We start from the raw sequence: 15,506 nt of genomic DNA, 5'->3' as shown, positions 1-15,506 counted from the left end.
TATGCAAACAAGAATTACACATATACTCGCTATCCTTCTTGCAGCATTAAGTCTGTCTTGTGATAGTTATTTAGACCTCAGACCTGAGAATGGTACCGTGCGCCAAGAATTCTGGCAAACTAAAGAAGATGTTCAGGCAGCGGTGATAGGAATTTATTCTGCTATGCTGAACACACCGCCATCAGAAAGCGATCTAACGCTCGCTGAATATTTATTTATGTACGGCGAATTACGCGGAGGAATGGTGAGTCCGGCTGCTTTTACTTCAAACGATCAAAGCGATATCATAACCACAAATATTTTACCGTCAAACAGTATTACGACCTGGTCTCAATTTTATCGCATTATCAACTACTGTAATACGGTGATCGATCTTGCACCAGACGTTCTTGAGGAAGACCCAACACTTACACAAGAGCAGCTCAACAATTATTTATCTGAAGCTTTGGCGATACGTGCTTATTTATATTTTACGCTAGCGAAATCGTTTAAAGATGTACCGCTAAAACTTGACGCCACGTTGTCTGATGGAGATAATTTTCAGCTTGAAACCACTCCACAAGATCAAATTTTTGCGCAAGTGCTTGTTGATCTTAATGAAGCAGAGCGCCTAAGTGTTGAAGATTATGGTAATACGCCTGAAAACAAAGGCCGCATTACAAAATTTGCCATCAATGCGATGCAGGCAGATCTACACCTGTGGTTAGAAAATTATGATGAGGCTTTAGTCGCTGCTGATAAGATCATCAACTCAGGACAATTTGAATTGATTGATGCGAGTCCGCAATGGTTTACCACGGTTTTTGCCATAGGCAATTCTACCGAAAGCATTTTTGAACTTCAATATACACCAGAAAATCGTGGTCCGTTTTACGGAATCTTTTTACAGCAGCCGCAATACCTGGCCGCTCCTGCGGTGCTGGAAGAAGTATTTGGGGTAGACTTCGATGAGCCTGAAAACAAAGACGTGCGCGGCGAACGTGCATCACTGGTTCCGGGAACCAATGAAATTTACAAATTCACCGGTCTTAACGAAGACCAGCGCAAAGCTTTACAAGAGTCAGACACGCACTGGTTTGTTTATAGATATTCTGATGCTTTATTGATGAAAGCCGAAGCCCTCAACGAATTAGGAAGAGGCGCCGAAGCGATCAGTATTATTGAAGATCTCAGAGAAAAAAGAGCTGCCATAGCGCAAACGCAAGAACAAGTTTCGCCTCAGGATCAAGATGGGATAAGGCGTTATATTCTAGCGGAACGTGCGCGTGAATTTGCCTTTGAAGGAAAACGCTGGTTTGATGTATTGCGTAACGCGCGTAAGAACAACTACGCCTATTTAGACATCTTACTTGGTGTGGCACTGCGCAGTGCTCCTGCCAATCAACAGCAAAGTATTCTTGCAAAACTTCAGGATCCTAACAGCCACTATTTACCAATAAATACGTTTGAGCTGTACACTAATAAAGCACTCACACAGAATCCATTCTACAAATAATATCAAGCTATGAAAACACATTTAAAAGGGTTCAAACTTACATCAGTCTTCATACTTATAGCTTTAGCGAGTATGGTTTTTGGGTGTACCCAAGAAAAATATAAGGAGTCTACAGATGAGACTTTAAATATCACAGAATTTTTAAGAGCTAACGAAGAGGAATACTCGCTATTCCTTGAGATTTTAGAAGTGACAGACTACGCTTCTTTTATGAATACCTATGGGACCTATACCCTATTTCTTCCTACCAATGCTGCCATTGAAGGCTTTTTAGGAGATGTAGGCGCAGGAAGTATAACAGATGTTCCGCTTGAAGATTTACAAGAGCTGGCTAAGCTGCACATACTTTCTGATGTTGTGACCACTGTTGAATTTAATGATGGAAAAATCGCAACACCAAGCCTGCAAGGTCAATTTTTGATCACCGGAGCTTCTAATATTAATGGCGAGTCAAGTATAACTATAAACAAAGATTCGCGCATCATCACGTCAAATCTTGAAGTAGGTAATGGGGTGATTCACGTGATTGACAAGGCGCTTCGTGTTGCTGATAAAACACTGGCTGAAACCATTGATGCAGACCCGGAATTATCATTATTTGCCGAAGCGGTACGCGAAACAGGGTGGTATGATGTTTTAGATCAGCCGGTCACTTATGACCAAGACAGTATTTCAAGCCACGTTAGCGTTTTGGCACAAACCAATGCGATTTTTCAAGAGGCCGGCTTAAATTCTATCGAAGATTTAAAAGCACGTTACAGCCACCTTGACGATCCTACCAACCCAGAAGATAGTTTAAACCTATTTGTGGCCTACCGCATAATTCCTGAGTTAGATTACTTGGCAGACCTTGCGGTAAAGTCCGTAGTTCTCACTAAAGCTCCTTTAGAAGTAATCAGTGTAAAACTTGCTAGTGATTCTTTATTACTCAATGAGGAAACCTTCAATGGAATTTTTGAACCGGGCGTTCAGATCAATAGAGCGCAAAGTGATATCACGGCGTCTAACGGTGTGTTGCACTATGTAAATGATAATTTCTTTATTAAAAAACGTTTTCCGGCTCCTGTATATTTTGATGTTGCAGATCAACCGGAATACAGACAACTAAGTGCCGTTTTTAGAAAACCGGGTAACTATGCCGAGTTGGCCAGATCAGAATTATCTGAAGTAACCTGGGAAGGTAATGAAGCCTTTAAGATGGGCTATCTGGCTGCTGCCACTGGTGATGGAGCGCAGCTATCTCAGGCTTGGCATGGTGACGTTGTAGAGCTTTTAAGACACAGAACCGGAGTGATCAACAATCTGGCTTTTACCACACCTGTGATCATAAAAGGACGCTACAAAATTTGGGTTTCCTATCGTCAAAATGCTCGTGCATCAAGTTCTGTAAGAGTATTGTTTAACGGCGAAGCATTACCACGCCTGATCAATTTTACCGAATACGGTAATACCGAACTTCCTGAGCGTGTCCTGGAATCTCAGGGATATAAGCGTCACTTGAGTGTTACCACTAGCAGATTTAATTCGCGATTAGCTGGTATTGTTGAAGTGCCTACCACAGGAAGACACACCATTACTTTAGAGTCGCTTGCTTATGCCGGGGGACAATCTTGGATTGATGTTATCGAATTCAGGCCTGTAGATATGGATCAGCTTTATCCAAAATTTGAAGCAGGAGGCGACGGACTCATTTATGAATAAAATCAAACACATTAAACAATTCCATAAAAGGATGATCTATCTAAATAAACATACACGCATTTTTACTGCCGGCATCGCCCTTCTGGCAATGCTGTCGTGCTCTGATCCGTGGGAAGAACATAGCGCTACAACTGATGTAAATCTAAATACTACTTTAAATCAACGTATTACTGCTACCGCAGAAACTTCAGAATTTGGTGCGCTTTTAGAAGAAACCGGTTATGATAAAGTTCTGGCAGGTTCTAAAACCTATACGGTTTGGGCGCCTACTAATGAAGCGATGGCAACTATTGAAGCAGACGCATTGGCTGACGCTTCGGCGAAAAAGCTTTTTATTGAGAATCATATAGCGCTTACCGCCTTCTCATCGGTTACTGAAGCCGACACCTTAACGGTGCAAATGCTTTCGCACAAGTATTTAGAATTTAAAAATGGATCTGTAATGGCTGATGCCGATGTCGTTACCGCAGATCAATATGCTTCAAATGGCTTATTTCACATAATTGATAAAGCTTTAGTGCCTAAACAAAATATTTGGGAATATTTAAACACTGATGCTTCGGCAAATGCTATGAGCTCCTTTTTGATTGACCTTAATGAATTTAACCTATATCAAAGGGATAGCACTGCAAAAGCAACTGCAGCACTTATGCCTGAACTCTTTTCAGATTCTTTGACCAATTCGTTTTTCACCAATGTTTACAACCTCAACAATGAGCAGAATAAGTATACCTTTTTCTTGATGGAAGATGAAGCCTATCAAAGCGAAGTTCAAAAGCTTGAACCTTATTTGATAAAAAGCAACGAAGATTCTACCACAACCTATGCCAGCTATTTTACTGTACGGGACTTGGCATTTCACAAAGCAATTGCTCGCGAAAATTTGCCAGATACACTCACTTCAAAGTTTGGTGTTAAAGTCCCTATAGATACAGATGCTATCGTTGAAGAAGTGCAGTTGAGTAATGGGATTGTATATGTTATGCGCAGTTTAGATGTGCCTTTAGAAACTCGTTTGCTGACTACGCTAATTGAAGGTGAAGAACCATCAGGTTTTAGTCAAGGTGACAAGCGTGGGAACACCTATTATCGCGAAAAAGAAGATCCTGACGGAGAACTGTTTTATGACATCATGGTGCAAAACCACGAAGTGCCGTTGTTCTCTATCTACTATAATGCTAACAATCTTTATAGCACGACTTACGAGGTTTACTGGCGTGCGATCAATGATATACAATCAAACACATTTCAACAACGCTTAAGGTTTGGTGGCACTATTCAAGAAGATGGTACGGTGACAGATCCTATTGCTACCCTTGATTATACTGATGTACCTCCTAATACGTATGAGGAGGTTTATATTGGCGAATTCACTCTGGACCAGGCCGGAATGCTTGACCTGATCTCACTGATTGCAGCCAACACAAGCTCTACAGGTGCTAATACCCTGACTTTAGATTATTTAAAACTAGTGCCCGTAATTAAGTAATGTCTTTTAAACCAATAGTTATGCTCAAAATATTACAACTAACCTGTATTTTATGCTTGTTTCTCTATGGGGGAGTTACTCAAGGGCTCTATGCTCAAAGTACTGCTGACACTACTGATGTAGCTTCTGAGTCTTCAAAAGGAATTGCAGTAACAGGAATTATTAAAAATGCTGCAAACGGTAAAGGCATTTCTGGAATAAACATCGCAGTACCTAATTTTTCTGCTGCCATCAGTAATGAAGATGGAAGTTTTTCTATAAATGTGCCGCACCTAAATGCGCTGCTTAGCATTAGCGGTCAAGAGTTTCAAAGTAAAGTATACCCGCTTAACAACAGATCTAGCGGAATTGAAATTTCGCTTTATGAAGCCAACTATTCTCAGTTTTATCAAAATTCAGAATTACCCGGAGGGCAAGCTTTACAATATACCAATCCAAAGGCTGCCACTACGGTAAACTTTTCTGAAGGACAATGGGGCAACCCGGTAAATGAGTCGGTTGCAGATTTTTTACAAGGGCGTGTAGCCGGCCTCAACAGTGTACGTAAATCTGGCGTGCCGGGAGCGGGCGCAAATCTTACACTACGAGGTTTCAATTCGCTTTATGCTACAAATAAACCTTTACTTATTGTAGACGGTATGATCTACGATGATGAAGATTATGGATCCGGAATCATTCAGTATACCGGTTCTTCTCCACTTTCAATGCTAGAGGTAAAAGACATTGAAGATATAACTGTTTTGAAAGATGGTTCTTCAATTTACGGAACCAAAGGAGCTAACGGGGTGATCATTATCACCACCACCCGACCAGTTGATCTAAGTACAAAAATAGATTTTACGATGTACGGCGGAATCAATCAAGAACCTAATGAACTGCCCGTATTGCGGTCAGGAGACTACAGAACCTATTTGTCTCAGCTTGTTGCCACACGCGGAGATACTCAGCAACAAATAGCCAATTACCCTTGGATGAATGATGATCGACAAAGTGAGAATTACTATGCTTATCATAATCAAACCAACTGGCAAGATCAGGTTTTTAAAAGCAGTGCAAACCAAAACTATTTTTTAAAAATTAGAGGAGGTGATGATATTGCAAAATATGGCCTTTCGGTGGGTTATCTCAACAGCGAAGGTGTAATTAGAAATACAGGCCTTGAGCGGTATAACACCCGCTTGAATGCCGCACTTAGATTAACCGAAAAACTGACCGTAAACGCAAATCTTTCCTTTATTCATAATACAGAGCATTTACGAGATCAAGGTTTAGCGTACAAAACCAGCCCAATGTATCTGGCACTCACTAAAGCTCCATTTACAGCAATAAATGTGATCAATGCAGCCGGAGAAGTTTCTCCTAATTTATCTGATGTTGATCTATTTAATGTGGGAAATCCGCTTGCAATTATTGAGAACGGAATTGGCATTAATAAAAATTATCGCTTTTACGGGAATCTGGACTTCAATTATAGCATCGCCGAAAATCTACAGGCTAATATGCTGGTTGGGCTTACATATAACAAAGAACGAGAGTCTTTCTTTATACCTGATTTTGGTGTGGCAGATGTTATTTTACCTACGGCGATAGGTAACAACCGCAGCGGTAGTGAAGTACAACGTTTATACTCTCTGTATACTGACACCTATTTGAATTATGGAAAACGCTTCAATAATACGCACGGTTTAGATCTCAGATTAGGCTTTAGAACACAAAGCAACGAATCTGAAAGCGATCTAGGTCTTGGATTCAATTCGGCTACAGATGATTTTACAACAGTGGGCGCCGGGAGCAATTTACTTCGTGTTGTAGGAGGTTCTTTAGGCGAATGGAAGTGGATCAACGGCTACCTCAGCGCAGAATATGATTACCTCAACAAATATTATTTAACGCTTAATGGGGCAATTGATAGTTCTAGTCGCTTTGGAGATGATATTCAAAATGGAGGCTTCAACATTGGAGATTCTCAATTTGCAGCCTTAGGGTCTGTATCAGGAGCGTGGCTGCTTTCTTCAGAGGATATTTTTAAAAATGCTTCGGCTTTAGACCTTTTAAAATTGAGAGCAAGCTACGGAGTAAGCGGTAACGATGACATTGGTAATTTTACCTCACAGCAGCTTTATGTATCCCAGAATCTTTTAGGGATTCAAGGCCTCGTTCGCGGAAATATTGGGAATCCCGAACTCAAATGGGAAACAGTATCTAAACTGAATTTAGGTCTTGACTTGAGCTTGTTCAACGAGCGCTTTAATGCTTCAGTTGATGTGTATCAAAATAAAACTTCTGATATGATTACTTACGAGCCGGTTAATACCACAAGCGGTTTTAACTATGTAGTTTCTAACAGTGGCGATATGCAAACACAAGGCATTGACTTAAGCCTGAATACCCTACTGGTAAATACTTCTGATGTTAAGTTTGACTTAGGACTCAACCTTTCGCGCTACGTCAATGAGGTGACCGGTTTACCTTCGGGACCTATTATTTCTGAATTTGGTGGCGCAACCTATATCACGCATGAAGGTCAGGATGCTAATTTATTTTTTGGGTATGAGACTAACGGTGTTTATGCAACTACCGCCGACGCTCAAGCCGCAGGTTTAAGTAGAAGAATGGAAAATGGTGCGCTGCGTGCTTTTAGTGGCGGTGATGTCATTTTTACAGATTTAAACAATGACGGCATTATTGACGATGATGATCGGGTCGTAATAGGAAATCCTAATCCGGATCTCTTTGGAAGTTTCAGCGCAAACTTTAAATGGAAACGCTTAAGCATTTCGAGCTTGTTCAATTTTTCGCTAGGCAATGATCTTTACAATGGTGTACGCTATAATCTTGAGAAAATGAGTGGTTATGAGAACCAGACCATTGCTGTAAACAATCGCTGGGTTGCAGAAGGTCAGCAGACTACAATACCCAGAGCAGTTTGGGGCGATCCATTAGGCAACGCTTCATTCTCTGATCGCTGGATTGAGGATGGCTCTTATTTACGACTTAAAACCCTTGTTGTGGCCTATGATGTTTCAATAGATCTAGAACATATAAAATCATTTAAGGTATACGCTTCAGCAAATAATCTGTTTACGCTGACTGATTATTTAGGCTACGACCCAGAGTTTAGTGCTACTTCTTCAATTTTTGGTCAAGGAGCAGATCTGGGGTTAATGCCACAGTTTACTACAATACAAATGGGTTTAAGACTAGGACTATAATTTAAGAAAGAGATGATGAAACTATTTACAAATACAAAATATACGCTAAAGCTTGGGGCTCTTGCATTGCTTTTAGGATTAGGTTCTTGTCAAGAATATCTAGATGTGGAACCTCAGGACCAACTGAATCAAGATCAGGTCTATCGCGATGTTTTTGACGCAGATGCCGCTGTGGTGGGTATCTATGGAAAGTTTATGGGACTTGCAGAAAAATACGTTGTTCTTAACGAATTGCGTGCAGATTTAGTAAGCCCTACCTATAATGCTGGTCCATTTTACACTCAACTTAGCGAACATAGCGTAACCGCCGAAAACCCATACGCGAGTCCGAAAGATTTCTACGAGGTAATCAACAATTGTAACGATGTGCTGAAGAATTTTGATCTTATGCGCGCTGATAACAGATTAGACAGTAACGAATATAATGAGCGCTACTCAGATATAGGAACTTTAAGAAGTTGGTTATACTTACAATTAGGAATTCACTACGGTCAGGTGCCTTACATCACGGAGCCGGTCGAGAACCTAAACGATATTCGCAACCTCAATCAATATCCACGCATTCAATTTGAGGAATTATTAAATGAGCTCATCACATTCACCGAAGGCTTGCCTTTTACAGATACTTACAGTGCTAATAGCACTTTACTCATAGATGTTGACGGTTATAATACCGGGAAATTTTTCATCAATAAAGAATGTTTGCTAGGTGATTTACATTTATGGCGAGGTAATTATGTGCAGGCAGCATCGCACTACAAAGTGGTTTTAGAAACCGCCTCAGACAGTGGTAGCGACTCTGAACGCTATGATGTTTACCGCGTAAAATATGCTGAGATCGCAAGCAATAATGACTTAGCTGTAGGTTATATACGTTACCGCGAGCAAGATGCTCAAGCGCTGATCAATAACAATACACAAGGTTGGCGTTCTATGTTTTCTAGAGAGCCTGATGCCTTATGGAACACCGAGTGGATCTGGTCACTACCCTTTGACTCCAGCTTTGCGCCTGAAAATCCGTTCATCAATTTATTTTCTAATCAGAATGGCAACTACTTACTCAAGCCGTCTCAAGAAGCGATGAATTTGTGGGAAGATCAAACGCAGCTCAACGGGTTTCCTTATGATGCCCGCGGTTCTAAGTTCTCCTACTCTATGATTAACGGTAATCCGGTTATCATGAAGTACTTGTATAACTACTTAGACCCAGTAAGTCAATTGCCGGTAGATGTATTTCAACGCGATGGCAGATGGTTTCTTTATCGAGCAGCAAAATTGCATTTACGTTATGCTGAAGCGGCAAACCGCGATGGGCAGCACCGTCTCGCTGATGCTTTACTAAACTATGGCTTACAAAATGAATATACCGTTGAAGGCGTTGAAGATGTGACAGATATAGAACAGACTAATCTTCCGTTTCCTTATGATTTTGATGCGCGACAAGGTGATTTCCCATTCTACAGAGGAAATTGGTATCGCAACGGTGGTCTGCGAGGTAGAGCCTATCTCGAGCGTGCGCCGGTGTATGGGGACAGCTTGATTTCCATAGAAAATAATTTAATTGAAGAAGCTGCGCTCGAACTTGCTTTTGAAGGCAATCGCTGGGGGGACTTAGTGCGGGTAGCAATACATCGTAACGATCCTGCATTTTTAGCTGATAAGATCTATGCTAAACTGAATGCGCAAGGCAATGCAGAAGCTTCTGCCGTACGTACCAAATTAATGTCTCAAGAAAACTGGTACCTCCCTTTTGTATGGAACGATGAAGAGTAACTAACGATTTTGTTTGTGTTTAGATTTAATTCTAATTTTGAGACGATAATGCTGCGGGTAACACCGCGGCATTGTTGTTTTACAGCAGTTTGTGAATCTCTGCAAACACACAGGAGAGAACAGGATAGAATACCTTAGCTTGATCGCTAACTTTGAATAGCTTCCTTTAATTAAACGCTATTCATTACAACCTATGCCAAGATTCTCATCAATTTTCTGTTTATTCTTTTCTTGCATAGTGTCCATTATGGTGAGTGTTTCTTGCAAGGAAAATCACAGTACTAAATCTGAAGTTTCCACTGATAAACCGAACTTTTTAGTCATTATTGCTGATGACGCGGGCTGGAATGATTTAGGGATTCATGGTTCAGAAATCAAAACGCCTACTTTAGACAGTCTGGCCGCGCAAGGACTTCTTTTAGAACGTTACTACACCTACCCCACCTGCTCCCCTGCTCGCGCTAGTTTCTTAACCGGGCGTCCGGCAAGCAGAATGGGCATCGTAGCTCCTATAAGTGGTCGCAGTGAACTCAATCTACTGGATAGCATTACAACCTTACCTCAGGCACTTGGTGCGCTTAACTACAACACAGCATTAATGGGTAAATGGCATTTAGGCCTAAAACCCGAAAGTGGTCCCGAAGCCTATGGGTTTGATTTTTCCTACGGATTTTTACACGGTCAACTAGATCAGTATGCGCATACGTATAAAAATGGCGACAGCACCTGGTATAAAAATGGGAAATTCATTACCGAAGAAGGGCACGTAACAGATTTACTTACAGCCGGCGCGATACATTATTTAGACACTCTAAATCCCGAAAAAACCTTTTACCTGCAGTTGGCATACAGCGCACCACATATTCCGTTGCAGGAACCTCAAGAATGGTTAGAACAGTACAGTTCAATTGCAGACAGTTCACGACGCGCTTATGCCGCTGCGATGAGTCATATGGATCACGGCATTGGCAAAGTGCTGCAGAAATTAAAGCAAACTCAAAGAGCTGAAAATACAGTCATTCTCTTTGTAAGCGATAACGGAGCTCAAGAACAATGGATTCCTACCACACAATATGAAGGTAAATATGGTCCTAATTATACTCTGGGCAGTAATCTACCGTTGAGAGATTTTAAAACTTCTAACTATGAAGGAGCTCTTCGTGTTCCTGCAATTTTTTCTTGGCCGAAACTCAATGCCAAAGGTTCGTCTTCAAATTATATTAATGTCTCTGACTGGATGCCTACCTTTTTACAATGGGCGCAGGCTACAGCAATACCGCCTTCGGTGGAAGGGGAATCGGTCGAAAAATTACTAACTTCATCACCGAGCGCCCGCAAAAAGCCTATTTACACTCGAGGTCATTTGCAAGAATCTTTGATTGTTCCGCCGTTTAAACTTATTAGAACGCGCCACCTTGAAGGTCAAGCCGATTTTGAATTGTATGATATTGAAAGTGATCCTTCAGAAACCCAAAATATAGCTTTAGAACAACCTAAGAAAGTTGATGAATTAAAAGTAATTTTAAAGGAAGAGTTTTCTAAAGATACTCCGCAAGTCAATGTGGAGCTTAAACATTAAAGCATTCCTGCTAAAATTCAGCCTAAAATAAAAAAAGTATGAGCATTTCTAAAACAACCAATCAAGAGGCAAATCCAGGAGGTATTCAAAAAAAACACAGTTTTAATTTTAAAGTGAACCTAGAAGTCCTAAGCTGGCTGCCTATGTCAATAAAATGCCTGAGCACCGCCTTCCTCATTTTAGGATTGGCCGGCTGCTCACAGCATAAGGAAAAAGCACTGACACAAATTAGCCTTACCAATCCTGAGGACATTTCGCTTACTGATAAAGCTGTTGCCATTGCGCTAGAAAAATTAGAGTATACCGCTTCAAAAAACTATCCGCTACTTACACTTGATCAAGATACCATAGCCTCGCAATTGAGTGATATGGATGCAGATGGCACAGCTGATCATCTATTTTTTGTTTTGGATTTTGAGCCAAAAGAAGCTAAAAAAATTCAGCTTGAGTGGGTTGCAGAAGCTCCTCAATATGACCTAAAAACAAGTATACGTTTTGGTAAACGTGAGGCGAAAGACCAACCGGTACAACCTGCTTTAGAAGAGACGCTCTCTGCTGAAGATATGCCGAAAGCTTTAGGTTTTCAAAAGTATCAAACCGATGGCCCTACTTGGGAAAACGACAAGGTTGCCTTTAGACATTATCTTGACGGAAGAAACGCAAAAGACGTTTACGGGAAGAAAACTGCAGCTATTTCTCCGGAAAATGTTGGTCTGGATTCAGCTGGCGCAGTTGTTGACAATTACCATACGATGGAAGCTTGGGGCCGCGATGTTTTCCCGGTGGGGAATTCAGCCGGGCTGGGTGGTTTTGGAGTTATCGCGAAGGACAGCATCAGACGTTTAGGAATTCTGGTTACAGACACACTTAGCAATGTAGAACAAACCCATTTTAAAATTGTTGAAGAAGGTGCTGTTAAATCAACCATGCATATTGACTATACTAACTGGAACACCGCAGGAAATACGTATCAAGCGGAAGAGACTACAAGTATCTGGCCGGGGATGTATGCCTATCAAAATACGGTTTCGGTTGCCGGATTACAGCAAGGCGATACGCTCGCCATCGGGCTTTCAAACATTAACAATAAAAATGGTGTAGAAGAATTAAAATCCGAAAAATGGGTTGCGCTTATTCAACATGACAGCTTAACCTACGATCGTAAATGGGTTATGGGAAGTGCATTGATTCTGCCTGCTACTGCCTATCAAAATTATGCTGAAGCACCAAGCACCGGAAATTTCACACAATCCTATTTGGCTAAACTCAATGTAGGCAACGACACGCCGGTGACCTATTATGGAGTTTCTGGTTGGGAATTGAGTCAAGAGCCAAAATTTAAAGATGCTGCCTATTTCAAATCTTATGTAGAGCAATTGGCTAACCAATTATATACAGAGATCGATATTCAAATAGAAAATTAATACTATGCCTGTTCACGCTTTTACCATGCAACTCAAACCCGGTTTTGAGAAAGAATATAAACGCCGTCACGATTTGATCTGGCCGGAACTGCAAAAACTTCTAAACGATTCCGGGATTGAAACCTATCATATTTTTCTGGATGAATCTAGCCTGAAGCTTTTTGCATTTCAACAACTCAAAGAAGGGCATACCACTGCGGCACTTCCGCAGGATCCCATTGTAAAGAAATGGTGGGCTTATATGGCTGACATTATGGAAACCAACGCAGACCATTCTCCTGTAGAAACCCCCTTAAATGAAGTTTTTGAGCTGCAAAAGGAGTAAGACCAAGTTTCACAAATAGAAACTAAAAACAAAAACCCTGAATGTCAATATTCAGGGTTTTGTTCTGATAAGCTGCTTTAAATGCTACTGGCCTTATTTACTAGAGCCTTTAAAGTTTTGCGAACTGTTTTTAAACAGTACATTAAAGGTTGTCAAACTACCGTAAATACGCGTTATATATTGCTGAAGATCTATTTTCTCTTGATCGTCAAGATTTTTACTGCTGTTGATCTTCTGTTCCATCACTCGAATACGATCTCGCACCATTACGATCTTGTGAAAGAAGGTTTCAATAGGAATATCTTTACTTGCCAGACCGGCATCTGCCGGACTTAACGTGAGGGTGCCGCCTTTGTATTTATCAGCTATAGGTACGATCTCAGAAATATCTGAATACTGCTTCAGTAGGTTGCGCAACGTCTTTTCGACCTCATAAAAACTTACTGTATCTACCTCATCATCAACCGCCTCAATGATTTCCATTTCGGTATCAATAGTAACCGTTTCAAGACCGTTGTCAATAAAAGTGATCCAGTAAAGTTCTGAAGTGACATTGGTCACAACGCCAACCCCATATTCAGCGTGTTTAACGCGTGATCCAATCCCTAAAATTCTAGCCATAAAAATGAATTAAATTAAATTACCTCGGGTATTACCTTTGGCGGCGCTAAGAAATGTTTTAGTCTTAAAGATTCTTATCAATCATCTCATACTGATAGAATTCTTCTTTTACACTCTCATAATTGAGACCGTACTGCACCAACATAGCCATCGCTCCTAAAAAGAAAAATCGATCGAAGAAATAGAAAATCTCAAATTCAAAATAATATGCAAATAAAGCGGCTATGTCTGAGAATATAAAACCAAAAGCAAAAAAGATATATAATAACGACCTGTTGCTGTTGTACTTGTTATTGTAAGCAATCGCCTGAACACCCAGAACCATCATAGCTGCCCCGTAAACATAGAGAAGTATGGGTTCTACACCATCGTGAAAGGTATAGGTTACCATACTCATATTCATAATCACATAAAGCGTATAGGTATTTGCGGCAACTAGAATAAGCGTAATGAGTACTACGCCGGGTTTAAAATTTATCTGTGAAATTTTAGGAAGCCGTTCAAAAACTATGGTCAGATAACACAATGTACCGAGGATTAGGTAAGATTTGTACCCCCAAGGTTCTTCATAGAATTGGAAAAATATATCTCTTCCTATTAAAAATAAGAACGCAATAACCGTCCAAAGGTTTAGGAGTTCTTTCTTGATCAGATAATACGCAAAAAAAGTACCGATACTTATAAGGCGTGTCAACCTGCTTGTTTCGAGATCGGTCAAGGCAATAACGGTGAGGTTAATGATAATAAGCAAACCTATAAAAGATAAGTACTTGCCTTTATCATTCAATAAATACTTTGGGGTCATAGTTTTATACCATTAAACACTATTAGGGGTTGTCTCATAATTACGTAAAAGTTAACCAATTGGTTTTAGAAATGCCATAAGGATTAAAAATCTACAACAACGCCAATCCCCAGTTGTTGTTTCCATTGAGTTCTGGCTCCCATTACTACTTCTTCACCGTCAACGTTGGTTTCGGTAATTTTTACGTCATTATCGTATTTTAAATGTGATCCCACTTTAGCCAGCACAAAACTATTCACTTTAAAATTCAAGTTGAGTTCCCAGTCTATATCAACATTCCCGAAGCTTTTTAGATAATCAGTATAAAGATTGACCAGATTGGTTAGGTTAATATTCTCCATAACCTGAGCATTTAAAGAACTCTGTATCAAAATTCCCAATTCGCTATTGACGTTTGAACCTTCCCTAATAATATTTCCATCAGCATCGCGCACCGCGGGCTCAACACCAAAAGCACCATTGTTAGCCAGGTCCTGATCAAGTACAAAAGTTGATTTATAGGTTAATGGAGAAGCGTATATAGATAAGTTATCTAAGCGTTGCCCATACTCACCGCCTACCCCTAAAAAGATGTAGCCCGGAGCCATGAACTGAGAAATTGGCGTGCTGGTATCAGGATATTTATATCCATTTGTAAATTGAGAAGCAAATCTAAATTTAGCTGAATAGTACCAGTTAGATAAGGTATCGCGGCGGTATCCAAAATCTGAGGTAAGTTCTAGATTATCATCCGTTTTGCGTAACTCCTGCCCTTCTTGACTGTTTACTCCGTAGCGCGTAATAAGTTTATTACGCCACTTGCGCTTTTTATCAGAATAATTACGTTCTAGAACCACTTCGGCAAGACCAGAAATGGAATTACTACCACCGGCATTCCAATTCACAAAAGCAACTTCACTTAAATCAATTCCCACACGATTCAATTCTTGCCAATTGGTCTCCGGTTTTGGAGCTAATTGTTCAGTTAATCGTTTTACTAAATTCTTTTTAATAGGAAGCGGAAAAGCGACGTGCTGCGCATGAACAGTTTTACCTGTCAAAAGGATGACGCAGCATAGAGTGAAGTATACAAGTCTTTTCAA

At 40.5% G+C, this 15,506-nt stretch carries 11 protein-coding genes; 8 read left to right on the top strand and 3 right to left on the bottom strand.

The genetic code is table 11. The annotated features are described in order from the left end of the window. Window position 1: 1 nt before the first annotated feature. The 8 genes from LDL79_RS11995 to rhaM all read left to right on the top strand — a co-directional run bounded on the left by LDL79_RS11995 (window position 2) and on the right by rhaM (window position 12,998). Window positions 2-1,495 carry a RagB/SusD family nutrient uptake outer membrane protein gene (locus LDL79_RS11995; RefSeq protein ID WP_225597846.1) on the top strand — a complete coding sequence of 498 codons (1,494 nt, stop codon included), beginning with the start codon at window positions 2-4 and terminating at the stop codon, window positions 1,493-1,495. A gap of 9 nt (window positions 1,496-1,504) precedes the next feature. Beyond that, window positions 1,505-3,196 (top strand): fasciclin domain-containing protein, encoded by a 1,692-nt coding sequence (locus tag LDL79_RS11990; RefSeq protein WP_225597845.1) that lies wholly within the window; start codon window positions 1,505-1,507, stop codon window positions 3,194-3,196. A gap of 31 nt (window positions 3,197-3,227) precedes the next feature. Then, window positions 3,228-4,685, top strand: coding sequence for a fasciclin domain-containing protein (locus LDL79_RS11985; RefSeq protein WP_225597844.1), 1,458 nt, complete (start codon window positions 3,228-3,230; stop codon window positions 4,683-4,685). Between the two features lie 20 nt (window positions 4,686-4,705). Further along, the gene (locus LDL79_RS11980) at window positions 4,706-7,897 is read left to right on the top strand and encodes a SusC/RagA family TonB-linked outer membrane protein (protein WP_225597843.1); all 3,192 of its coding nucleotides are present in this window, start codon (window positions 4,706-4,708) and stop codon (window positions 7,895-7,897) included. A 12-nt stretch (window positions 7,898-7,909) separates the two neighbouring features. Next, the gene (locus LDL79_RS11975; protein ID WP_225597842.1) at window positions 7,910-9,670 is read left to right on the top strand and encodes a RagB/SusD family nutrient uptake outer membrane protein; all 1,761 of its coding nucleotides are present in this window, start codon (window positions 7,910-7,912) and stop codon (window positions 9,668-9,670) included. Window positions 9,671-9,917: 247 nt separating this feature from the next. Further along, window positions 9,918-11,249 carry a sulfatase-like hydrolase/transferase gene (locus tag LDL79_RS11970; RefSeq protein WP_225597841.1) on the top strand — a complete coding sequence of 444 codons (1,332 nt, stop codon included), beginning with the start codon at window positions 9,918-9,920 and terminating at the stop codon, window positions 11,247-11,249. Window positions 11,250-11,287: 38 nt separating this feature from the next. Continuing rightward, a complete protein-coding gene (locus LDL79_RS11965) occupies window positions 11,288-12,673 on the top strand; it encodes a DUF4861 family protein (protein WP_225597840.1) in 1,386 nt (461 codons plus the stop codon). A gap of 4 nt (window positions 12,674-12,677) precedes the next feature. Beyond that, window positions 12,678-12,998, top strand: coding sequence for an L-rhamnose mutarotase (gene rhaM / locus LDL79_RS11960; protein ID WP_225597839.1), 321 nt, complete (start codon window positions 12,678-12,680; stop codon window positions 12,996-12,998). Window positions 12,999-13,091: 93 nt separating this feature from the next. On the opposite strand, the gene LDL79_RS11955 is transcribed toward rhaM, so the two are convergent. The 3 genes from LDL79_RS11955 to LDL79_RS11945 all read right to left on the bottom strand — a co-directional run bounded on the left by LDL79_RS11955 (window position 13,092) and on the right by LDL79_RS11945 (window position 15,506). Continuing rightward, the gene (locus LDL79_RS11955) at window positions 13,092-13,619 is read right to left on the bottom strand and encodes a hypothetical protein (RefSeq protein ID WP_225597838.1); all 528 of its coding nucleotides are present in this window, start codon (window positions 13,617-13,619) and stop codon (window positions 13,092-13,094) included. A 64-nt stretch (window positions 13,620-13,683) separates the two neighbouring features. Next, entirely contained in the window at window positions 13,684-14,424 is a 741-nt protein-coding gene (locus LDL79_RS11950; protein WP_225597837.1) for a hypothetical protein, read from the bottom strand. An 83-nt stretch (window positions 14,425-14,507) separates the two neighbouring features. Further along, a complete protein-coding gene (locus LDL79_RS11945; RefSeq protein WP_225597836.1) occupies window positions 14,508-15,506 on the bottom strand; it encodes a DUF3078 domain-containing protein in 999 nt (332 codons plus the stop codon).

Origin of the sequence: Leeuwenhoekiella palythoae (assembly GCF_020310025.1) — a bacterium.
GTDB lineage: Bacteria > Bacteroidota > Bacteroidia > Flavobacteriales > Flavobacteriaceae > Leeuwenhoekiella > Leeuwenhoekiella palythoae.
The sequence above is the reverse complement of the archived record's forward strand: the minus strand, read 5'-3'. Positions and strand labels throughout refer to the sequence as shown.